General features: G+C 61.4%; 19 protein-coding genes. 17 read left to right on the top strand and 2 right to left on the bottom strand.

Translation table 11 applies throughout. The annotated features are described in order from the left end of the window. Positions 1–6: 6 nt before the first annotated feature. A complete protein-coding gene (locus FRT59_RS23315; RefSeq protein WP_198809826.1) occupies positions 7–870 on the bottom strand; it encodes a PHP domain-containing protein in 864 nt (287 codons plus the stop codon). 87 nt (positions 871–957) lie between these two features. Here FRT59_RS23315 and FRT59_RS23310 point away from each other — a divergent pair, with 87 nt between their 5' ends. From FRT59_RS23310 to FRT59_RS23280, 7 genes are all read left to right on the top strand, one after another. After that, positions 958–1,554 (top strand): septation protein A, encoded by a 597-nt coding sequence (locus FRT59_RS23310; RefSeq protein ID WP_034115729.1) that lies wholly within the window; start codon positions 958–960, stop codon positions 1,552–1,554. A 1-nt stretch (position 1,555) separates the two neighbouring features. Continuing rightward, positions 1,556–1,855, top strand: a complete 300-nt coding sequence (locus FRT59_RS23305; protein WP_153872490.1) for a YciI family protein — start codon at positions 1,556–1,558, stop codon at positions 1,853–1,855. Between the two features lie 106 nt (positions 1,856–1,961). Beyond that, positions 1,962–2,369: an SH3 domain-containing protein gene (locus tag FRT59_RS23300; RefSeq protein ID WP_034115731.1), complete on the top strand. Its 408-nt coding sequence runs from the start codon at positions 1,962–1,964 to the stop codon at positions 2,367–2,369. Positions 2,370–2,376: 7 nt separating this feature from the next. Beyond that, positions 2,377–3,054 (top strand): response regulator transcription factor, encoded by a 678-nt coding sequence (locus tag FRT59_RS23295; RefSeq protein ID WP_034115732.1) that lies wholly within the window; start codon positions 2,377–2,379, stop codon positions 3,052–3,054. 130 nt (positions 3,055–3,184) lie between these two features. After that, entirely contained in the window at positions 3,185–3,646 is a 462-nt protein-coding gene (locus tag FRT59_RS23290; protein WP_034115733.1) for an LTXXQ domain protein, read from the top strand. A 67-nt stretch (positions 3,647–3,713) separates the two neighbouring features. Then, positions 3,714–5,057, top strand: a complete 1,344-nt coding sequence (locus tag FRT59_RS23285; RefSeq protein ID WP_198809827.1) for a sensor histidine kinase — start codon at positions 3,714–3,716, stop codon at positions 5,055–5,057. Between the two features lie 40 nt (positions 5,058–5,097). Next, on the top strand, positions 5,098–6,447 hold the full coding sequence (locus tag FRT59_RS23280; protein WP_153872489.1) for a CoA transferase: 1,350 nt from the start codon (positions 5,098–5,100) through the stop codon (positions 6,445–6,447). A 131-nt stretch (positions 6,448–6,578) separates the two neighbouring features. Here the strand turns inward: FRT59_RS23280 and arcD (FRT59_RS23275) are convergent, their stop codons facing one another. Continuing rightward, positions 6,579–8,006, bottom strand: a complete 1,428-nt coding sequence (gene arcD / locus FRT59_RS23275; RefSeq protein WP_153872488.1) for an arginine-ornithine antiporter — start codon at positions 8,004–8,006, stop codon at positions 6,579–6,581. A gap of 423 nt (positions 8,007–8,429) precedes the next feature. Here arcD (FRT59_RS23275) and arcD (FRT59_RS23270) point away from each other — a divergent pair, with 423 nt between their 5' ends. The 10 genes from arcD (FRT59_RS23270) to gcvT all read left to right on the top strand — a co-directional run bounded on the left by arcD (FRT59_RS23270) (position 8,430) and on the right by gcvT (position 21,597). Further along, the gene (arcD, locus tag FRT59_RS23270) at positions 8,430–9,857 is read left to right on the top strand and encodes an arginine-ornithine antiporter (RefSeq protein ID WP_034115737.1); all 1,428 of its coding nucleotides are present in this window, start codon (positions 8,430–8,432) and stop codon (positions 9,855–9,857) included. A gap of 33 nt (positions 9,858–9,890) precedes the next feature. Then, on the top strand, positions 9,891–11,147 hold the full coding sequence (gene arcA, locus FRT59_RS23265) for an arginine deiminase (protein WP_153839060.1): 1,257 nt from the start codon (positions 9,891–9,893) through the stop codon (positions 11,145–11,147). Positions 11,148–11,216: 69 nt separating this feature from the next. Next, the gene (locus FRT59_RS23260; RefSeq protein ID WP_005790837.1) at positions 11,217–12,227 is read left to right on the top strand and encodes an ornithine carbamoyltransferase; all 1,011 of its coding nucleotides are present in this window, start codon (positions 11,217–11,219) and stop codon (positions 12,225–12,227) included. Positions 12,228–12,359: 132 nt separating this feature from the next. After that, positions 12,360–13,289: a carbamate kinase gene (gene arcC, locus FRT59_RS23255; protein WP_034115739.1), complete on the top strand. Its 930-nt coding sequence runs from the start codon at positions 12,360–12,362 to the stop codon at positions 13,287–13,289. An 18-nt stretch (positions 13,290–13,307) separates the two neighbouring features. Further along, a complete protein-coding gene (locus tag FRT59_RS23250; protein WP_043049087.1) occupies positions 13,308–13,670 on the top strand; it encodes a DUF5064 family protein in 363 nt (120 codons plus the stop codon). Between the two features lie 148 nt (positions 13,671–13,818). After that, on the top strand, positions 13,819–15,327 hold the full coding sequence (locus tag FRT59_RS23245) for a sigma-54-dependent transcriptional regulator (protein WP_153839062.1): 1,509 nt from the start codon (positions 13,819–13,821) through the stop codon (positions 15,325–15,327). A 339-nt stretch (positions 15,328–15,666) separates the two neighbouring features. Next, positions 15,667–16,050 (top strand): glycine cleavage system protein GcvH, encoded by a 384-nt coding sequence (gene gcvH / locus FRT59_RS23240; protein WP_032879722.1) that lies wholly within the window; start codon positions 15,667–15,669, stop codon positions 16,048–16,050. 10 nt (positions 16,051–16,060) lie between these two features. Continuing rightward, entirely contained in the window at positions 16,061–18,898 is a 2,838-nt protein-coding gene (gcvP, locus tag FRT59_RS23235; protein ID WP_034115742.1) for an aminomethyl-transferring glycine dehydrogenase, read from the top strand. A gap of 158 nt (positions 18,899–19,056) precedes the next feature. Further along, positions 19,057–20,433, top strand: coding sequence for an L-serine ammonia-lyase (locus tag FRT59_RS23230; RefSeq protein WP_153872487.1), 1,377 nt, complete (start codon positions 19,057–19,059; stop codon positions 20,431–20,433). Between the two features lie 39 nt (positions 20,434–20,472). Beyond that, positions 20,473–21,597, top strand: coding sequence for a glycine cleavage system aminomethyltransferase GcvT (gene gcvT, locus FRT59_RS23225; RefSeq protein ID WP_153839065.1), 1,125 nt, complete (start codon positions 20,473–20,475; stop codon positions 21,595–21,597). Positions 21,598–21,652: the final 55 nt, after the last annotated feature.

Genomic DNA, 21,652 nt, shown 5'->3' with positions numbered 1-21,652 from the left:
ACCTGTTCAGACGGTGGCAATAATGGGGTCATGCTTGAATCGCCCCCACAACAGCGGCAGATCTTCCGGGACCTGGCGATACTCGCCAATCTCGGACCAGCCGCCTGGGCCATGAAAATCACTGCCGGCACTGACCAGCAGACCAAATTCGCGGGCAAGAATCGCCAGGCTACCCACCTGTTCGGCGGGTTGATGCCCGTTAACCACTTCAATTGCGTGGCCGCCCGCTCCAATATAGTCGCTGATCAGCTTGCGACGTTTACTGCGGGTGAAATCGTAATGCCAGGGATGCGCCAGGCTGACCCAGGCGCCGGAGGCCCGCAAGGTCTCTACGGTGTCTTCCAGGGTCGGCCAATGCAGCTTCACATCGCCCAACTTGCCGGCCCCCAGCCATTTGCGAAAGGCTTCGGCGCGATCCTTGACATAACCTTCGCGCACCATCCAGTCGGCAAAATGCGGACGGGCCGGTGCGTTACCACTGTCGCCCAGTTCCTGCTGGATGGCGCGGGCGCCGTCCAGGGCACCGGGCATGCCTTTAAGGCTGAGCTTGCGGCTTATTTCTTCGGACCGCAGCCAGCGGCCATCGTGCAATTGGGCGATGGCCGCTACCAGTGGCGGGGCATGTTGATCGAAACCATAGCCAAGTACATGAATGGTGGCGCCGCCCCAGGTGCAGGACAATTCCACACCGTTGACCAGTTGCATGCTCAGGGAGTGCGCAGCTTCACGGGCTTCATCGAGGCCCTCGAGGGTGTCATGGTCGGTCAACGACAGAACTCGCACGCCTTTTTCAAACGCCCGCGCAACCAGTATCGCGGGCGCCAGGGCGCCGTCGGAGGCTGTGCTGTGGCAGTGCAAATCAACATTCACGGGGGTGTGTAACCTCAAGTCAGCTGGCGCTATCGCAACCAAGGATGTTTGTTATTATGCCGCCACATCCAGCTTCTGGCTCTTACTGTGAAACAATTCATCGACTTCATCCCGCTGTTGCTGTTTTTCATCGTTACCAAACTCGACCCCAGGGTCATCGAAATCGCCGGTCACCCGCTGTCCTTCGGGGGCATCTACAGTGCCACTGCCGTGCTGATCATCAGCTCTATCGTGGTCTACGGCGCCATCTTCATCTCCCAGCGCAAGCTAGAAAAAAGCCAATGGCTGACCCTCGTCGCCTGCCTGGTCTTCGGCGGCCTGACCCTGGCCTTCCACAGCGAAACCTTCCTTAAATGGAAAGCCCCGGTCGTCAACTGGCTGTTCGCGCTGGTGTTTATCGGCAGCCACTTCATTGGTGACCGCCTGCTGATCAAGCGGATCATGGGCCACGCGCTGACCTTGCCGGAGCCGGTGTGGGTACGCCTGAACGTGGCCTGGATCGTGTTTTTCCTGTTCTGCGGTGCCGCCAACCTGTTCGTGGCCTTTACCTTCCAGGACTACTGGGTTGACTTCAAAGTGTTCGGCAGCCTGGGCATGACCGTGTTGTTCCTGATCGGTCAGGGTATCTACCTGTCGCGTCACCTGCATGACACCGCCCCTACCACGCCGAAAACCGAGGACTGACATGCTCTACGCCATCATTGCTACCGATGTTGCCGACTCACTGGAAAAACGCCTGAGCGTGCGCCCGGCCCATGTCGAACGCCTCAAACAGCTGCAGGCCGAAGGCCGAATCGTGCTGGCCGGCCCGCATCCTGCGGTGGACAGCAATGACCCGGGCGAGGCCGGTTTCACCGGTAGCCTGATTGTCGCCGAGTTTGCCTCCCTGGCCCACGCCAAGGCCTGGGCCGATGCTGACCCGTATGTCGCGGCAGGTGTCTACGCCAATGTCGTGGTCAAGCCGTTCAAGCAAGTCCTGCCTTGAGCCCGGCGGCGCCGAACCAAATCGGTTCGGCGTACTCCTAATGGCTCATTATTCCCGGTAACCTGCCGACAACGTTCTGAATATTCGTGTGGAATCAGGAGTTCCGATGCGCTTACGTCAGTTGTGCCTGTTGGCAGTGTTAACGATCGGGGCTACGGCCCACGCTGAAGAGGCCTCGAACACCGGCGCTGCCGCGCCCCTGCCCTCGAGTGCCGACGCCCAGGTCACCGAGTTGCAGCAACGTTTGAAAGACAGCGAACGCCAGCGTGAAGAACTGAGCAAACAACTGCAACGCGCAGACGCTACCCGCGAAAGCGCTCAATTAAGTCGTTTGCGCCAAGAGAACCAACGCCTGGCCCAGCAACTCAAAGAGACGCAGGGCGGGGCCTTGACCCGCTGGCTGACCGAACAGCAGCAATGGTTCGTCACCGGCGGGGCCGTCGCCCTGATCGCCCTGCTGTGTGGGATCTTCGCCAGCGGTGGGCACCGTCGCCGTCGACAATGGCTAAATTGAGTGAGTCATGAGCGAGCTGTTACTGATTGATGATGACCAGGAGCTCTGTGAGCTGCTGACCAGTTGGCTGAGCCAGGAAGGTTTCCAGGTGCGCGCCTGCCACGATGGCTTGAGCGCCCGCAAAGCCTTGGCCGAAGCCGCCCCGGCGGCGGTTGTGCTGGATGTGATGCTGCCTGACGGCAGCGGCCTGGAGCTGCTCAAGCAATTGCGCAACGACCATCCGGAGCTGCCGGTGCTGATGCTCTCGGCCCGTGGCGAACCCCTGGACCGCATCCTCGGCCTGGAACTGGGCGCCGACGATTACCTGGCCAAGCCCTGCGACCCTCGCGAGCTGACTGCGCGCCTGCGCGCGGTACTGCGCCGCAGCCATCCGGCCGCGGTGTCGACCCAGCTCGAACTGGGCGACCTGTGCTTCAGCCCGGTACGCGGCGTGGTCAGCATCGATGAGCAGGAATTCACCCTCACCGTCTCCGAAAGCCGCCTGCTCGAAGCCCTGTTACGCCAACCCGGCGAGCCCCTGGATAAACAGGAACTGGCGCAGATCGCCCTGGGTCGCAAGCTGACCCTTTACGATCGCAGCCTGGACATGCACGTCAGCAACCTGCGCAAAAAGATCGGCCCGCACGCGGATGGCCGGCCACGGATCGTGGCGTTGCGCAGTCGCGGTTACTACTACAGCCTCTAGGGGCAGCTTGCCGCTTGAAGCTGCCACCCCCAGCCTTACCAAACCTTTACCCTCTCCTGACGGCGGCTGACCTTGTTCTGCGTAACCTACTCACATCCGGACTCACCGGAATAGAGACAGGAGAATCACCATGCGCAAGACCCTTATCGCTTTGATGCTCGCCGCTGCACTGCCTACCGTTGCCATGGCCATGCCAGAAGGCGCAGGCCCGATGGGCGAACCTTCCGGCCACATGATGGGTGGCCCGGGCCACGGTGGTGAACACGGTCCGCGTGGCAAAGGTGGCCCGTTCAGCCAACTGGACCTGAGCAAGGAACAGCGCCAGCAGATCGGCAAGCTGATGGGTGATCAATGGCACGCTCGCAAAGACCTGGTCAAAAAGTACCTGGACAAACTCCCGGCCGCTGACCAGAAAGCGATGCAAGACGAAATCGCCGCCGGCAAGCAGAAAACCCAGGCCGACATCCGCGCCCTGCTCAAGCCCGACCAACAGAAGAAATACGACGAGATCGTCAAGAAGCAAGCCGAGCGCCGTGCCGAGTGGAAGGAATTCCAGGCCTGGAAAGCCCAGCAAGCGCAAAAAGCGCAATAATGCGCGAGCGTTAAGCCTACAGCCCAGTGGTTCACGCCACTGGGCTTTTCCTGTTTGAGGGTTTCCTGTGCGTTCATTGTTCTGGCGTATCCTGGCAAGTTTCTGGCTGGCCATCGCCCTGGTTGCCGGGTTGTCGATCCTGCTTGGGCACATGCTCAACCAGGACGCCTGGATTCTCAGCCGCCACCCCGGCCTCAACAACCTGGCGCAAGAGTGGACGCAACTCTACGAAGCCCAGGGCGAGGACGCCGCCCAGGATTTGCTGCAACAGCGCAAACGCCAGTACCACATCGACGTGCAAGTGCTCAACGAAAGTGGCGAGCCAGTGGTGCGCGGCACCTTCCCGCGCCGCGCCGCCGCCTTCGAAGCCCGGCAGAATGACAGCCAGGACGGCCACCTGCCCTGGCGGCGTCTGACCGCCGAGTACAGCAGCGACAAAACCGGCGACACCTACCTGTTGATCTACCGCATTCCTCACCCGGAGCTGGACGCCTGGCACCGCAGCAGCCTGTTGTGGCCGTTCAGTGCATTGGCGATTACCCTGGTGGTGCTGACCCTGTTCAGCCTGTTGGTGACGCTGTCCATTACCCGCCCACTCAGCCGCCTGCGCGGCGCGGTGCATGACCTGGGCCAAGCCACTTATCAACAAAACAGCCTGGCGCAATTGGCCAATCGGCGCGATGAATTCGGCGTATTGGCCACCGACTTCAACCGCATGGGCGCGCGCCTGCAAAGCCTGATCGGCAGCCAGCGCCAGTTGCTGCGCGACGTATCCCACGAACTGCGCTCGCCCCTGGCGCGCTTGCGTATCGCCTTGGCCCTGGCCGAACGCGCCAGCCCCGAAGAACGCGAGAAACTCTGGCCGCGCCTGACCCGCGAATGCGACCGCCTGGAAGCCTTGATCAGCGAGATCCTGGTACTGGCACGGGTCGACGCCGACAATGCCAGCGCCGAAGACATCGACCTCAACCCGCTGCTCAAGACCCTGCAAAAGGACGCTCAGCTCGGCGCGCCGGACCAAGCGGTGCAATTGCGCACCGACGCCGACCTGCACCTCAAAGGCTGGCCGACCATGATCGAACGGGCCGTGGATAACCTGCTGCGCAACGCCCAACGCTTCAACCCGGTCGGCCAACCGATTGAATTGCAGGCCCAGCACCAAGGCGGGCGCATTCTGATCAGCGTACGCGACCACGGCCCCGGCGTTGACGCCGAGCACCTGAGCCAACTGGGCGAGCCGTTCTACCGCGCCCCCGGCCAGGTTGCCCAGGGCCATGGCCTGGGGCTGGCCATCGCGCGTCGCGCTGCCGAGCGCCATGGCGGCAACCTGATCCTGGCCAATCACCCTGACGGCGGTTTTATCGCCAGCATCGACCTGCCGCTGGAACCAGGCGTTGTCACACCCGTGTGAAGATCTTCTATAGTGGCCCTTCTCTTACGGAGGGCCTTTGATGACTGACCTGCTGACTCCCATCCAAGCCGCACTCGATCTACCACACACCGCGCCGCCGATGACTGAAGTCGGCGCCCTGCCCTCGACCTTCGCCGTCACTGACCTGGCCGCCGCCAGCATCGGCGCTGCCGGCCAGGCTGTCGCCCAGTTGATCCAGCTACAAACCGGGCGCCTGCCCAGCGTCAGTGTGGACCGACGCCTCGCGTCGCTGTGGTTCTCCTCTTCGATTCGCCCAGTGGGTTGGCAAGTGCCACCGCTATGGGACCCGGTGGCCGGCGACTACGCCAGTACCGACGGCTGGATTCGTTTGCACACCAATGCGCCCCATCACCGCGCAGCGGTCGAGCGGGTGCTGGGGCGTGTTGCCGACCGCGCCGAGATGGCGACCAAAGTCGCGACATGGAGCGCCGCTGACCTGGAACAGGCGATCGTCGACGCCGGCGGTTGTGCGGCGCAGATGCGTTCGTGGCAAGCCTGGCAGCAGCACCCACAAGGCTTGGCGGTAAATGCCGAGGAATTGATACAGCGCCAGGTCTTCGAAAGCGCCACCGACAAACCCTGGCCCGGCTCGGCTGCCCGCCCGTTGGCCGGCATCAAGGTGCTGAACCTGACCCGCGTACTGGCCGGCCCCGTGGCCAGTCGCTTCCTCGCAGGATTAGGTGCGGATGTATTGCGCATTGACTCGCCCACCTGGAACGAACCCGGCGTGGTACCGGAAATGACTTTGGGCAAGCGCTGCGCCCGCCTCGACCTGAAAAGCCCTGAAGGCCGGCAGGTATTCGAAGCGTTGCTCAAGGACGCTGACGTGCTGTTCCACGGGTACCGTGCCGATGCACTGGAGCAACTGGGTTACACCGCTGGCGAACGGCAACACCTCGCCCCCGGGCTGATCGACGTCAGCCTCAATGCCTACGGCTGGAGCGGCCCATGGCGTAACCGTCGCGGCTTCGACAGCCTGGTGCAGATGAGCAGTGGCATTGCCGAGGCGGGCATGGCGTGGAAGCAGGCGGATAAACCGGTGCCGCTGCCGTTGCAGGCACTGGATCACGCCACCGGCTACCTGATGGCCGCCAGTGCGATCCGGGCCTTGAGCGAACGCCTGGCATCCGGCCGGGGTGGGTCAGCGCGCTTGTCATTGGCGCGCACGGCGAAGTTGTTGGTGGATGCGGGGCAAGTGCCGGAGCAGGTGGCGTTGCGCGCCGAAGAGCCAAGCGATCAAGGCTTGGTGGTGGAGCAGACAGCCTGGGGGCAGGCCCATCGGTTGCTGGCACCACTGAGCATCAGCGGCACGCCATTGCAGTGGGATTTGCCAGCGGGGGAACTGGGGTCACACCGGCCTCAGTGGTGACCTGGAGACCGCCATCGGGGGCAAGCCCCCTCCCACATTCGACCGCATTTCAAAGTAAGTACTCGGTCAAGTGTGGGAGGGGGCTTGCCCCCGATGAGGCCAGTACATTCACCCTCCACCCTATGCCAATCTCACAACGACAAAACCCCGCTATACAACCCGTACGCCGCCACCCCGGCGCCCGCGACCACACAACTGAAAATGCCTTTTTCCATGTGGGTAAACAAAGGTTGGCCCTGCTCACGCTTGGCCTGGGCGAACAGGATCACACCCGGCGCATACAGCAGCGCCGACAGCAGCAAGTATTTCAAACCACCGGCATACAACAGCCATACCGCGTAGCCGAGTGCGATCAGCCCCACCAGCAAATCTTTCATGCGCTGGCGCTGGGCGCCGTCATAGGTTTCGCCACGCCCGCTCAACAGCACCGCATAGGCCGCCGACCACAGGTAGGGCACCAGGATCATCGACGACGCCAGGTAGATCAGCGTGGTGTAGGTGCTCTGCGAAAACAGCGTGATCACCAGGAAAACCTGAATCATCACATTGGTCAGCCACAAGGCGTTGACCGGCACCTGGTTGGCATTTTCCTTTTTCAGGAACGCCGGCATGGTTTTATCGTGAGCAGTGGCGTAGAGGATTTCGGCGCACAGCAGCGCCCAGGACAGCAGCGCGCCGAGCAGCGACACCGCCAGCCCGAGGCTGATCAGCATGGCGCCCCACGGCCCGACGATATGCTCCAGCACGCCGGCCAGGGACGGGTTCTGCAATTGCGCCAGTTCCGGCTGGCTCATGATGCCCAGGGACAGCACATTCACCAGCACCAGCAATGCCAGCACCCCCAGAAATCCAATCAGCGTGGCGCGCCCCACATCCGAGCGTTTCTGCGCCCGCGCGGAGTACACACTGGCACCTTCGATGCCGATAAACACAAACACCGTGACCAGCATCATGTGGCGCACCTGCTCGACCACACTGCCCATTTGTGGGTTGCCCAGGCCCCAGATATCGCGGGTGAAAATATCCGCCTTGAACGCGACAGCGGCGATCACGATGAACACCAACAGCGGCACGATCTTCGCCACCGTGGTGATCTGGTTGATAAACGCGGCCTCCTTGATCCCGCGCATCACCAGGAAATGCACCGCCCATAGCAACAGCGATGCGCAGCCGATCGCCAGCGGTGTATTGCCCTGGCCGAACGCCGGAAAAAAGTAGCCGAGCGTGCTGAACAGCAACACGAAGTAGCCAACGTTGCCCATCCACGCGCTGATCCAGTAACCCCAGGCGGATGAGAACCCCATGTAGTCACCGAAACCGGCCTTGGCATAGGCATATACGCCTGAATCCAGTTCGGGTTTGCGATTGGCCAACGTCTGGAAGACAAACGCCAGCGTCAGCATGCCGATGGCGGTGATGCCCCAGCCGATCAATACAGCGCCCACCTCTGCACGGGCGGCCATATTTTGCGGGAGCGAGAAGATCCCACCACCAATCATTGAGCCAACCACCAGGGCGATCAGGGCACTAAGCCGAAGTTTGTGGGCCGGTTGCGGCATGAAGTCTCCTGAATTAACTAACAACTTGAGCTGACACGTGTGCACTCAATATTAAACGGGGGGAGTGTAGCGTTTATTGGCGACCGTATTTAAACCAACAGGCTCATAACTTATGGGTCTTCAATAGGTGAAGTTTAGGCTTATTTAGAATTTAAATACGCCTAAATCAAACGCTCGTCGAACACAGCCGAAAAAGTTTGCGCATTCGCGAATAAGGTCTAGCTTCAACTGTCCATGCCCACGCCAGGATAAGCACACAGACCTCTCTGGATCGCGCCTTTCCAAGGTTCTTACTGCCCACTGGTTCGCGTCCCAAGTCATTAATTCACAATGGAATGTGCCAATGACGTGATCTGAGTCAGCTGTTTGATTAGCGCACGGATTTATTCTGTGGTCTCTCTTCTCCTGCATTGGAGTCATGCAATGTCTGAAACTCCCGGAAAACTTCGATTAGGCGCCCTGGTCGCTCTTGTCGTGGGCTCGATGATTGGCGGCGGGATCTTCTCACTGCCGCAAAACATGGCCGCCAGCGCCGATGTAGGCGCGGTGTTGATCGGTTGGGTAATTACCGCCATCGGCATGTTGACCCTCGCATTCGTGTTCCAGACCCTGGCCAACCGCAAGCCTGACCTCGACGGCGGTGTATACGCCTACGCCAAGGCCGGTTTTGGCGACTACATGGGTTTCTCATCCGCCTGGGGTTACTGGATCAGTGCCTGGCTGGGCAACGTCGGCTACTTCGTGCTCTTGTTCAGCACCCTCGGCTACTTTTTCCCGATGTTTGGCGAAGGCAATACGCCGGCGGCGGTGATCGGTGCGTCGGTGCTGTTGTGGGCCGTGCATTTCCTGGTACTGCGCGGGATCAAAGAGGCGGCGTTCATCAACCTGGTGACCACCGTCGCCAAGGTGGTGCCGCTGCTGCTGTTCGTGCTGATTGCATTGTTCGCGTTCAAGCTGGACATCTTCACCGCTGACATCTGGGGCGTAAAAAACCCCGACCTGGGCAGTGTGATGAACCAGGTGCGCAACATGATGCTGGTGACCGTCTGGGTGTTTATCGGCATCGAAGGCGCGAGCATCTTCTCGTCCCGTGCAGAGAAACGTAGTGATGTGGGCAAGGCCACCGTGATCGGCTTTATCACCGTGCTGCTGTTCCTGATGCTGGTGAACGTGCTGTCCCTGGGGATCATGACCCAACCGGAATTGGCCAAGCTGCAGAACCCATCGATGGCCGCCGTGCTGGAACACGTGGTGGGCCACTGGGGCGCGGTGCTGATCAGCGTCGGCCTGATCATCTCGCTGCTGGGTGCGTTGCTGTCGTGGGTGCTGCTGTGTGCGGAGATCATGTTCGCCGCCGCCAAGGACCACACCATGCCGGAGTTCCTGCGTAAGGAAAACGCCAACCATGTGCCGGTCAATGCCCTGTGGCTGACCAACGCGATGGTGCAGATCTTCCTGGTGATCACGCTGTTTTCCGCCAGCACCTACCTGTCGCTGATCTACCTCGCCACCTCGATGATCCTGGTGCCTTACCTGTGGTCGGCGGCCTACGCCCTGCTGCTGGCGGTGCGTGGTGAGACCTACGAAAACGCCCTCAAGGAGCGCAAGAAAGACCTGTTCATCGGCGCCATCGCCCTGATCTACGCGATCTGGCTGTTGTATGCCGGCGGCACCAAGTACCTGCTGCTCTCCGCCCTGCTCTATGCCCCCGGCGCGATTTTGTTCGCCAAGGCCAAGCGTGAACTGGGCAAACCGATTTTCACCAACGTCGAGAAGCTGATTTTCGCCGCAGTGGTCATTGGCGCCCTGGTGGCGGCCTATGGGCTCTACGACGGCTTCCTGACTCTGTAACCCAAGATGAATGTGTTCACTGGAGGATCTGTAATGACCACGGAAAAAGTGAAGTACGGCGTACATTCCGAAGCCGGCAAACTGCGCAAAGTCATGGTGTGCTCCCCAGGTTTGGCCCACCAGCGGCTGACCCCCAACAACTGCGATGAACTGCTGTTCGATGACGTGCTGTGGGTGGCCCAGGCCAAGCGCGACCACTTCGACTTCGTGACCAAGATGCGCGAGCGGGACATTGATGTGCTGGAAATGCACAACCTGCTCACCGATATCGTCGCCATCCCCGAAGCCCTCGACTGGATCCTGGAGCGCAAGATCACCGCCAACACGGTGGGCCTGGGCCTGGTCGATGAAGTCGGCTCGTGGCTGCGCAGCCTTGAGCCGCGCAAGGTCAGCGAGTTCCTGATTGGCGGCGTGTCGGCCGATGACCTGCCGAGCAGCTTCGGTGGCAAGACTATCGAGATGTTCCGCGACTTCCTCGGCCACGCCAGTTTCATTCTGCCGCCGCTGCCCAACACCCAGTTCACCCGTGACACCACCTGCTGGATCTATGGCGGTGTGACGCTCAACCCGATGTACTGGCCGGCGCGACGCCAGGAAACCCTGCTGACGTCCGCCATCTACAAGTTCCACCCCGAGTTCACCAACGCCGACTTCCAGATCTGGTACGGCGACCCCGACCAGGAACACGGCGCTGCCACCCTGGAAGGCGGTGACGTGATGCCGATTGGCAATGGCGTGGTGTTGATCGGCATGGGCGAGCGCTCGTCTCACCAAGCCATTGGCCAACTGGCGCGCAACCTGTTCAAGAACAAAGCCGTGGAACGCGTGATCGTTGCCGGCCTGCCGAAATCCCGCGCAGCCATGCACCTGGACACCGTGTTCAGCTTCTGCGACCGCGACCTGGTTACCGTCTTCCCCGAAGTGGTCAACCAGATCGTGCCGTTCACCCTGCGCCCTGACGAAACCAAGCCGCACGGTATCGACATCCAACGGGAAAAAACCAACTTCCTCGAGACCGTCGCCGCAGCCCTCAACCTCAAGGCACTACGTGTCGTCGAGACCGGCGGCAACAGCTTCGCCGCCGAACGCGAACAGTGGGATGACGGCAACAACGTGGTGGCTGTAGAGCCTGGCGTGGTGATCGGCTACGACCGCAACACCTACACCAACACGCTGCTGCGCAAAGCTGGTGTGGAAGTCATCACCATCAGCGCCGGTGAGCTCGGCCGTGGCCGTGGCGGCGGCCACTGCATGACCTGCCCGATCATCCGCGACCCTATCGACTATTAATTTCCAGGCCTTGGCCGGCGCCCATAAGGCGCCGGCCAGGGGGATAACCTAAACAGAAGGAGATCCATCATGGCTTTCAACATGCGCAACCGCAGCCTGCTGTCGCTGATGCACCACACCACCCGCGAGCTGAACTACCTGCTGGACCTGTCCCGCGACCTCAAGCGCGCCAAATACACCGGCACCGAGCGTCCGCACCTGCAAGGCAAGAACATCGCGCTGATCTTCGAAAAAACCTCGACCCGCACCCGCTGCGCCTTCGAAGTCGCGGCCCATGACCAGGGCGCCCACGTCACCTACATCGACCCGGTGTCGTCGCAGATCGGCCATAAAGAAAGCATGAAAGACACCGCCCGCGTATTGGGTCGGATGTTCGATGCGATTGAATACCGTGGCTTCGAACAGGAAATCGTCGAAGAGCTGGCCAAGTTCGCCGGTGTGCCGGTGTTCAACGGCCTGACTGCCGAATTCCACCCGACACAAATGATCGCCGACACCCTGACCATGCGCGAACACAGCGACAAGCCGCTGCATGACATCAGCTACGCGTACCTAGGCGATGCACGCTACAACATGGGCAATTCGTTGCTGATGATCGGCGCCAAGCTCGGCATGGACGTGCGCATCGGTGCGCCCAAAGCGCTGTGGCCGCACGAAGATTTCATCAAGCAATGCCAGGCGTTTGCCGAGGAAAGCGGCGCACGCATCACCATCACCGAAGACCCTAAGGAAGCGGTCAAGGGCGTGGACTTCATCCACACCGATATCTGGGTGTCCATGGGTGAGCCGGTCGAAGCGTGGGACGAGCGTATCGAGCAATTGCTGCCGTACCAGGTCAACGCCAAGATGATGAAAGCCTCGGGCAACCCTCGGGTGAAATTCATGCACTGCCTGCCGGCGTTCCATAACAGCGAAACCAAGGTCGGCAAGGACATCGCTGCGCGGTATCCGCACCTGGCCAATGGCGTGGAAGTGACCGAGGAAGTCTTCGAGTCGCCGGCCAACATTGCCTTTGAGCAGGCGGAAAACCGCATGCATACCATCAAGGCGATTCTGGTGTCGGCGTTGGCGGATATCTAATTTTTCCTGCTGCAACACAGTCAATGTGGGAGGGGGCTTGCTCCCGATAGCGGTGGTTCAGCCACACTTCTATCAACTGACACACCGCTATCGGGAGCAAGCCCCCTCCCACATTTCAAAAGGACATTCTTTATGCGCATCGTCGTAGCCCTGGGCGGCAACGCCCTCCTGCGCCGTGGTGAACCCATGACCGCGGACAACCAACGCGCCAATATCCGTATCGCCACCGAACAGATCGCCAAGATCCACGCCGGCAATGAGCTGGTGATCGCCCACGGCAACGGCCCGCAAGTCGGCCTGCTGTCGTTGCAAGCGGCGGCCTACACCAGCGTCTCGCCCTACCCGCTGGACGTGCTGGGCGCCGAGACCGAGGGCATGATCGGCTACATCATCGAACAGGAACTGGGCAACCTGCTGGACTTCGAAGTGCCGTTCGCAACGCTGCTTACCCAGGTCGAAGTGGACGCCAAGGACCCGGCGTTCCAGAACCCGACCAAACCCATCGGCCCGGTGTATTCCAAAGCCGAAGCAGAAAAACTCGCCGCCGAAAAAGGCTGGGCCATTGCGCCCGATGGCGATAAATACCGCCGTGTGGTCGCCAGCCCGCGCCCCAAACGCATCTTTGAAATCCGCCCGATCAAGTGGCTGCTGGAAAAAAGCGCCATCGTGATCTGCGCCGGCGGCGGTGGCATCCCGACGATGTATGGCGAAGACGGCAAGCTCAAGGGCATCGAGGCAGTGATCGACAAAGACCTGTGCTCGTCGCTGCTGGCCTCGCAACTGGACGCTGATTTGCTGGTAATCGCCACCGACGTCAACGCCGCCTTTATCGACTTCGGCAAGCCCACGCAGAAAGCCATCGGCCAGGCCCACCCGGACGAAATGGAAAAACTCGGCTTCGCCGCCGGCTCCATGGGCCCCAAGGTGCAAGCGGCCTGCGAGTTCGCCCGCCAGACTGGCAAAACCGCAGTGATCGGTTCACTCTCGGACATCGAAGCCATCGTCCAGGGCAGCGCCGGCACCCGCATCAGCACGGCAAAACCTGGCATCACCTACCTGTGAAGTAGAGGAGCAACGCCTATGGCCACCTTTGAACCCGGTCACCTGCACGTCGAACGTCACGCGCTCAACAAAGACGATTACAGCTACAACCTGTGCATCGACTATGAAGTCAGTCAGGACCCAAAGGAAGGCAAGGGAATGCTCTTCAAGTTGCACGGTTCGGTGCAGGGCAAGGACCTCAAGGAAGAGTTCTTCCTGCCCAAGGACCAAGCCTTCGATTTTGCCCGGCATGCGATGAACATTGCGCAGAAATACGGCATGCCGAAAGTCGCGGTGCTCAATGGCTCGATGCACAAGCAGTACGACTTGATGTTCGAGGATGTGCGGCATCAGCTGGATGTGAAATCAGGTGATCCAGTCAAACCCGAACACCTGGAGTAACACGCCTGCACTGACACAATGCAGTTCAAACTGTGGGAGGGGGCTTGCTCCCTCCCACATCTTGATCTTCATCATTTGTCAGATTTCACCTGCGCCCCGCGCCAAGGCATACTTGCCGCCTCTGCTCTCCAGAATTGCCAATCGCCCCATGCGTATCCACGTCAGCTTCATCGACCGCGTCGGCATCACCCAGGAAGTCCTGGCCTTGCTCGGTGGGCGCAATCTCAACCTGGATGCGGTGGAGATGGTGCCGCCCAACGTCTATATCGACGCGCCGACCCTCAGCGCCGAGGTGCTTGAAGAACTGCGCGACGCGTTGTTCAGCGTGCACGGCGTGCAGGCGGTGAAGGTGGTCGACATCCTGCCGGGCCAACGCCGCCACCTGCAACTCGACGCATTGCTGGCGGCCATGACCGACCCGGTACTGGCCCTGGACAGCGCGGGCAAGATCCTGCTGGCCAACCCGGCACTGATCGCGCTGTACGGGCGCGAGCCGGCCGGGGAAAGCATCGCCGAGCTGTTCAACGACCCGGCACTGCTGGACACCTTGCTGGAGCACGGCTTTCGTTTGCCGTTGCGCGAGATCAGCGTCAACGGCCAGACCTTGCTGCTGGACGCCACGCCGATCACCGACGCTGGTGCCCTGCTCACCCTCTACCAGCCCAACCGCATCGGTGAACAACTGTCAGCGCTGCACCACGACCATGCCGAAGGTTTTGATGCACTGCTGGGCGAATCCCCGGCGATCCGCACCCTCAAGGCGCGGGCGCAACGCGTGGCGGCGTTGGATGCACCGCTGCTGATCCAAGGCGAAACCGGCACCGGCAAAGAGCTGGTGGCGCGTGCCTGCCACGCCATCAGCACGCGCCACAGTGCGCCGTTTCTGGCCCTGAACTGCGCGGCGCTGCCGGAAAACCTCGCCGAAAGCGAGTTGTTCGGTTACGCCCCGGGCGCCTTCACCGGTGCGCAGCGCGGCGGCAAGCCGGGGCTGATGGAACTGGCCAACCAGGGCACGGTATTTCTGGATGAAATCGGCGAGATGTCGCCGTACCTGCAAGCCAAGCTGCTACGGTTTCTCAATGACGGCAGCTTTCGCCGCGTAGGCGGTGATCGCGAAGTGAAGGTCAATGTGCGCATCCTCAGCGCCACCCACCGCGACCTGGAAAAAATGGTCAGCGAGGGCACCTTTCGCGAAGACCTGTTTTACCGCCTCAATGTGCTCAATGTCGAAGTACCGCCCCTGCGCGAGCGCGGCCAGGACATCCTGCTGCTGGCGCGCTACTTCATGCAGCAGGCCTGCGCGCAAATCCAGCGCCCGGTCTGCCGCCTGGCGCCCGGCACTTACCCGGCGCTGCTGGGCAACCGCTGGCCGGGTAATGTGCGGCAACTGCAAAACGTGATCTTCCGCGCCGCCGCCATCTGCGAAAGCAGCCTGGTGGACATCGGCGACCTGGACATCGCCGGCACCTCCGTCGCACGCCAGAGCGATGGTGAAGTCGACAGCCTGGAACAGGCGGTAGAAGACTTCGAGCGCAACCTGCTGGAAACCCTCTACACCAGCTACCCCTCGACGCGCCAACTGGCCAGCCGCCTGCAGACCTCCCATACGGCGATTGCCCATCGCTTGCGCAAGTACGGCATTCCCAGCAAGCACTGACTGCTAACGGTATGGGATCTAACTGTGGAATGCAGTCAATGTGGGAAGGCATTCCAATTTTTGGTCTGAGAACGACATTCACTGTACTGAAAGCGCTACAGTGTAACGATATCGCTACAACCCTGTTTTTTACGCGCCATGCAAGGCTTTGATCCACATAGGCTTTTTTTCACGCACCCGACTGTAGCGAAATCGCTACACCCAAATGCACCAACGTCATAACCAATTTTATTAACTCGTTGATTTGTAACGAATTAGCAACCTTGGCCGCAATATTGCTAAGCAACTCCCATTATTCCAATCCCGTCCACCAGACGATTCTGGCCCTGAGGAGTTTCCATGAGCGAGTTGCGTTTCACTGAAGATCACGAATGGCTGCGCGCCGAAGCCGATGGCAGCGTCACCGTGGGCATCACCGCTTTCGCGCAGAACGCGCTGGGTGATGTGGTTTTCGTGCAACTGCCGGAGTTGCAGGCTTACGACAAGGGCGCCGAAGCGTCTACCGTAGAATCGGTCAAGGCCGCCAGCGGCGTATACATGCCGTTGGACGGCGAAGTACTCGAAGTCAACGACAAACTTGATGGCAGCCCGGAACTGGTCAACGAAGACCCGATGGGCGAAGGCTGGTTCTTCCGCTTTAAACCGGCCGATGCCGAGGCGGTAGCTAAACTGTTGGATCAGGACGCGTACGACCGCCTGATCAAAGCCAACGCTGAAGCCTGAGGAGCGCGCCATGACCGTTAATCTCACGACCGCCAACGAATTCATCGCCCGCCACATCGGCCCACGCCAGGAAGACGAGCAGCAAATGCTCGCCAGCCTGGGTTTTGATTCCCTGGAAGCCCTGAGCGCCAGCGTGATCCCGGAAAGCATCAAGGGCACCAGCGTGCTCGGCCTGGAAGACGGCCTGAGCGAAGCCGAGGCCCTGGCCAAGATCAAGGCCATCGCCGGCAAGAACCAACTGTTCAAGACCTACATCGGCCAGGGCTACTACAACTGCCACACACCCTCACCGATCCTGCGCAACCTCCTGGAAAACCCGGCCTGGTACACTGCTTACACGCCGTACCAGCCTGAGATTTCCCAAGGCCGCCTGGAAGCACTGCTGAATTTCCAGACCCTGATCAGCGACCTCACCGGCCTGCCGATTGCCAACGCTTCCCTGCTCGATGAAGCCACCGCCGCTGCCGAAGCCATGACTTTCTGCAAGCGCCTGAGCAAGAACAAGGGCAGCAACGCCTTCTTCGCTTCGGTGCACAGCCATCCGCAAACCCTCGACGTACTGCGCACCCGTGCCGAGCCGCTGGGCATCGACGTGGTGGTCGGCGATGAGCGCGAACTGACCGACGTCAGCGCGTTCTTCGGCGCCCTGCTGCAATACCCGGCGAGCAACGGTGACGTGTTCGACTACCGCGAACTGACCGAGCGCTTCCACGCCGCCAACGCCCTGGTGGCCGTGGCTGCTGACCTGCTGGCCCTGACCCTGCTGACGCCACCGGGTGAGTTCGGTGCCGACGTCGCCATCGGCAGCGCGCAACGCTTCGGCGTGCCGCTGGGCTTTGGCGGCCCGCACGCGGCGTACTTCTCCACCAAGGATGCGTTCAAGCGCGACATGCCTGGGCGCCTGGTCGGTGTTTCGGTCGACCGCTTCGGCAAGCCGGCCCTGCGCCTGGCCATGCAGACCCGCGAGCAACATATCCGCCGCGAGAAAGCCACCAGCAACATCTGCACCGCCCAAGTGCTGTTGGCCAACATCGCCAGCATGTACGCCGTGTACCACGGCCCCAAAGGCCTGACCCAGATCGCCCAGCGCATTCACCAACTGACCGCGATCCTGGCTAAAGGCTTGACCGCCCTGGGCCTGAAGGTCGAGCAGAAAAACTTCTTCGACACGATTACAGTCAACACCGGCGCCAACACCGCCGCCCTGCATGACAAGGCCCGTGCCCAGCGCATCAACCTGCGCGTGGTAGATGCCGAGCGTGTCGGCCTGTCGGTCGACGAAACCACCACCCAGGCCGATATCGAAGCCTTGTGGGCCATCTTCGCCGACGGCAAGGCCCTGCCGACCTTCGCCGCAACCGAAAGCACGCTGCCGAGCGCCTTGCTGCGCCAGTCGGCGATCCTCAGCCACCCGGTGTTCAACCGCTATCACTCCGAAACCGAGCTGATGCGCTACCTGCGCAAGCTGGCTGACAAGGACCTGGCCCTGGACCGCACCATGATCCCGCTGGGCTCGTGCACCATGAAGCTCAACGCCGCCAGCGAAATGATCCCGGTGACCTGGGCCGAATTCGGCGCCCTGCACCCGTTCGCGCCAGCCGCACAAAGCGCCGGCTACCTGCAACTGACCACCGAACTGGAAGCCATGCTCTGCGCGGCCACCGGTTACGACGCGATCTCCTTGCAGCCGAACGCCGGTTCCCAGGGTGAATACGCAGGCCTCTTGGCCATCCGTGCCTATCACCAGAGCCGTGGCGAAGAACGTCGCGACATCTGCCTGATCCCGTCGTCGGCCCACGGCACCAACCCGGCGACCGCCAACATGGCCGGCATGCGCGTGGTGGTGACCGCTTGCGATTCGCGTGGCAACGTCGATATCGAAGACCTGCGCGCCAAAGCCATCGAACACCGCGAGCACCTCGCCGCGCTGATGATCACCTACCCGTCCACCCACGGTGTATTCGAGGAAGGCATCCGCGAAATCTGCGCGATCATTCACGACAACGGCGGCCAGGTGTACATCGACGGCGCCAACATGAACGCGATGGTCGGCCTCTGCGCACCGGGCAAGTTCGGCGGCGACGTATCCCACCTGAACCTGCACAAGACCTTCTGCATCCCCCACGGCGGTGGCGGCCCGGGCGTTGGCCCGATTGGCGTCAAGTCCCACCTCACGCCATTCCTGCCTGGCCACGCGGCCATGGAACGCAAGGAAGGCGCGGTGTGTGCGGCACCGTTCGGCAGCGCGAGCATTCTGCCGATCACCTGGATGTACATCAGCATGATGGGCGGCGCCGGCCTCAAGCGCGCTTCGCAGTTGGCGATCCTCAACGCCAACTACATTTCCCGTCGCCTGGAAGAGCACTACCCAGTCCTCTACACCGGCAGCAACGGCCTGGTGGCGCATGAATGCATCCTCGACCTGCGCCCGCTGAAAGACAGCAGCGGCATCAGCGTGGATGACGTGGCCAAGCGCCTGATCGACTTCGGTTTCCATGCGCCGACCATGTCCTTCCCGGTGGCCGGCACCTTGATGATCGAGCCGACCGAAAGTGAATCCAAGGAAGAACTGGACCGCTTCTGCGACGCCATGATCGCCATCCGCGAAGAGATCCGCGCGGTGGAAAACGGCACATTGGACAAGGACGACAACCCACTCAAGAACGCACCGCACACCGCTGCTGAATTGGTAGGTGAGTGGTCGCACCCGTACAGCCGTGAACAAGCGGTGTACCCGGTTGCATCACTGATCGAAGGCAAGTACTGGCCGCCGGTTGGCCGGGTCGACAACGTGTTTGGCGATCGCAACCTGGTGTGTGCGTGCCCTTCAATCGAGAGCTACGCGTAACCTGAGGCTGAACTCAATCAAATGTGGGAGGGGGCTTGCTCCCGATGGCGGCTTTACATTCAACACCTCTGTTGACTGACACACTGCCATCGGGAGCAAGCCCCCTCCCACACTGACCGAGTGCACCCGATACATAATAAGAAACCGGAGAACAACTCATGTCTTTAAGCGTGTTCGACCTGTTCAAGATTGGCATCGGCCCCTCCAGTTCCCACACTGTCGGCCCGATGCGTGCGGCGGCTCGATTCGTCGAGGGCCTCAAGCGTGACAACCTGCTGAGCGCCACCACCGGCATCAAGGTGGAACTCTACGGATCGCTGGGTGCTACCGGCAAAGGCCACGGCAGCGACAAGGCCGTGCTGCTGGGCCTGGAAGGCGAACACCCGGACACCGTGAATACCGAAACCGTCGCTGCACGCCTGGCGCAGATGCGCAGTGACGGGCGCCTCAACCTGCTCGGCGAACACAGCATCGCGTTCAACGAGAAAGAACACCTGGCGATGATTCGCAAACCCCTGGCCTATCATCCCAACGGCATGATTTTCCGTGCCTTCGACGCCGCCAATATCCAGATCCGCAGCCGTGAGTACTACTCGGTGGGCGGCGGTTTTGTGGTGGATGAAGACGCGGCTGGCGCCGACCGGATCGTCGAAGACGCTACGCCCCTGACCTTCCCGTTCAAACACGCCAAGGACTTGCTTGGCCATTGCACCACCTATGGGCTGTCCATCAGCCAAGTGATGCTGACCAATGAAAGCGCCTGGCGCCCGGAAGCGGAAACCCGCGCCGGCCTGCTGAAAATCTGGCAGGTCATGCAGGACTGCGTGGATGCCGGCTGTCGCAACGAAGGCATCCTGCCCGGAGGCTTGAAGGTCAAGCGCCGGGCGGCGGCGTTGCACAGGCAGTTGTGCAAGAACCCTGAGTCTGCACTGCGTGACCCGCTGTCGGTGTTGGACTGGGTCAACCTGTATGCGCTGGCGGTCAACGAAGAAAATGCCAACGGCGGGCGGGTGGTCACCGCGCCCACCAACGGCGCGGCAGGTATCGTGCCGGCGGTGCTGCATTACTACATGCGCTTTATCCCCGGCGCGAACGAAGACGGCGTGGTGCGCTTCCTGCTCACCGCCGCCGCCATCGGCATCTTGTACAAGGAAAACGCCTCGATCTCCGGCGCCGAAGTCGGCTGCCAGGGCGAGGTCGGCGTGGCCTGTTCCATGGCCGCAGGCGCCTTGTGCGAAGTGCTGGGCGGCAGCGTATCCCAAGTGGAAAACGCCGCCGAGATCGGCATGGAACACAACCTCGGCCTGACCTGCGACCCGATTGGCGGGTTGGTACAGGTGCCGTGCATCGAGCGCAATGCCATGGGCTCGGTGAAGGCGATCAATGCGGTACGCATGGCCTTGCGCGGTGACGGGCAGCACTTTGTATCCCTCGACAAGGTCATCCGCACCATGCGCCAGACCGGCGCCGACATGAAAAGCAAATACAAGGAAACCGCCCGTGGCGGTTTGGCGGTCAACATTATCGAGTGCTGACGCCTACAAGCGCGCCGGCACGTTTTTCAGGAGCTGAATATGTCCACCGAAACCCTGTTGAAAACCCCATTGCACGCCCTGCACCTCGAACTGGGCGCACGCATGGTGCCCTTCGCCGGCTACGACATGCCGGTGCAGTACCCGCTGGGCGTGATGAAGGAACACCTGCACACCCGTGAGCAGGCCGGGCTGTTCGATGTGTCCCACATGGGCCAGATCCGCCTGACCGGCGCCAATGCCGCCAAGGCCCTGGAAACCCTGGTGCCGGTCGACATCATCGACCTGCCGGTGGGCATGCAGCGCTACGCAATGTTCACCAACGAGCAAGGCGGTATCCTCGACGACCTGATGGTCGCCAACCTGGGCAACGACGAACTGTTCCTGGTGGTCAACGCCGCCTGCAAGGACCAGGACCTGGCACACCTGCGCCAACATATCGGCGACCAATGCACCATCGAGCCGCTGTTCGAAGAACGCGCCCTGCTGGCCCTGCAAGGCCCGGCAGCGGTGAAGGTACTGGCGCGCCTGGCGCCGCAAGTGTCCAAGATGACCTTCATGCAATTTGCCACCCTGCGCCTGCTGGGCGTGGACTGCTACGTCAGCCGCTCCGGCTATACCGGCGAAGACGGTTTTGAAATCTCGGTACCGGCAGCCAACGCCGAAAGCCTGGCCCGTAGCCTGCTGGCAGAAACCGAAGTACAAGCCATTGGCCTGGGCGCTCGCGACTCCCTGCGCCTGGAAGCCGGCCTGTGCCTGTACGGCCATGATATGAACGCCGACACCACGCCTATCGAAGCCAGCCTGTTGTGGGCCATTTCCAAGGCCCGTCGCGCTGACGGCGCACGCGCTGGCGGCTTCCCGGGTGCCGACCGGATTTTCACCCAGCAGCAAGCCGGGGTCAGCCGCAAGCGCGTGGGCTTGTTGCCCCAGGAACGTACCCCGGTGCGTGAAGGTGCCGAAATCGTCGACGAACACGGCACGGTGATCGGTAGCGTGTGCAGCGGCGGCTTTGGCCCGACCTTGGGCGGCCCGCTGGCAATGGGTTACCTGGACAGCGCATTTGTCACACTGGATACCGAAGTCTCAGCGCTGGTACGTGGGAAAAAGGTGCCATTACGTGTAAGTAAAATGCCATTCGTACCGCAACGTTACTATCGTGGTTGAGTGACTGTTTCTATAAGTAACGCGGTTGCGTTAACGCGCACTAATCTGTAACGCA

Source organism: Pseudomonas haemolytica (assembly GCF_009659625.1).
GTDB lineage: Bacteria > Pseudomonadota > Gammaproteobacteria > Pseudomonadales > Pseudomonadaceae > Aquipseudomonas > Aquipseudomonas haemolytica.
This window is presented reverse-complemented; position numbering and strand designations above follow the sequence as displayed.

Excerpts from the sequence above, each read along its gene's own strand:
- FRT59_RS23305 (WP_153872490.1), top strand. The coding sequence starts at position 1,556 with ATGCTCTACGCCATCATTGCTACCGATGTTGCCGACTCACTGGAAAAA.
- FRT59_RS23300 (WP_034115731.1), top strand. The coding sequence starts at position 1,962 with ATGCGCTTACGTCAGTTGTGCCTGTTGGCAGTGTTAACGATCGGGGCT.
- FRT59_RS23295 (WP_034115732.1), top strand. The coding sequence starts at position 2,377 with ATGAGCGAGCTGTTACTGATTGATGATGACCAGGAGCTCTGTGAGCTG.
- FRT59_RS23290 (WP_034115733.1), top strand. The coding sequence starts at position 3,185 with ATGCGCAAGACCCTTATCGCTTTGATGCTCGCCGCTGCACTGCCTACC.
- FRT59_RS23280 (WP_153872489.1), top strand. The coding sequence starts at position 5,098 with ATGACTGACCTGCTGACTCCCATCCAAGCCGCACTCGATCTACCACAC.
- arcD (WP_153872488.1), bottom strand. The coding sequence starts at position 8,006 with ATGCCGCAACCGGCCCACAAACTTCGGCTTAGTGCCCTGATCGCCCTG.
- arcD (WP_034115737.1), top strand. The coding sequence starts at position 8,430 with ATGTCTGAAACTCCCGGAAAACTTCGATTAGGCGCCCTGGTCGCTCTT.
- arcA (WP_153839060.1), top strand. The coding sequence starts at position 9,891 with ATGACCACGGAAAAAGTGAAGTACGGCGTACATTCCGAAGCCGGCAAA.
- FRT59_RS23260 (WP_005790837.1), top strand. The coding sequence starts at position 11,217 with ATGGCTTTCAACATGCGCAACCGCAGCCTGCTGTCGCTGATGCACCAC.
- arcC (WP_034115739.1), top strand. The coding sequence starts at position 12,360 with ATGCGCATCGTCGTAGCCCTGGGCGGCAACGCCCTCCTGCGCCGTGGT.
- FRT59_RS23250 (WP_043049087.1), top strand. The coding sequence starts at position 13,308 with ATGGCCACCTTTGAACCCGGTCACCTGCACGTCGAACGTCACGCGCTC.
- FRT59_RS23245 (WP_153839062.1), top strand. The coding sequence starts at position 13,819 with ATGCGTATCCACGTCAGCTTCATCGACCGCGTCGGCATCACCCAGGAA.
- gcvH (WP_032879722.1), top strand. The coding sequence starts at position 15,667 with ATGAGCGAGTTGCGTTTCACTGAAGATCACGAATGGCTGCGCGCCGAA.
- gcvP (WP_034115742.1), top strand. The coding sequence starts at position 16,061 with ATGACCGTTAATCTCACGACCGCCAACGAATTCATCGCCCGCCACATC.
- FRT59_RS23230 (WP_153872487.1), top strand. The coding sequence starts at position 19,057 with ATGTCTTTAAGCGTGTTCGACCTGTTCAAGATTGGCATCGGCCCCTCC.
- gcvT (WP_153839065.1), top strand. The coding sequence starts at position 20,473 with ATGTCCACCGAAACCCTGTTGAAAACCCCATTGCACGCCCTGCACCTC.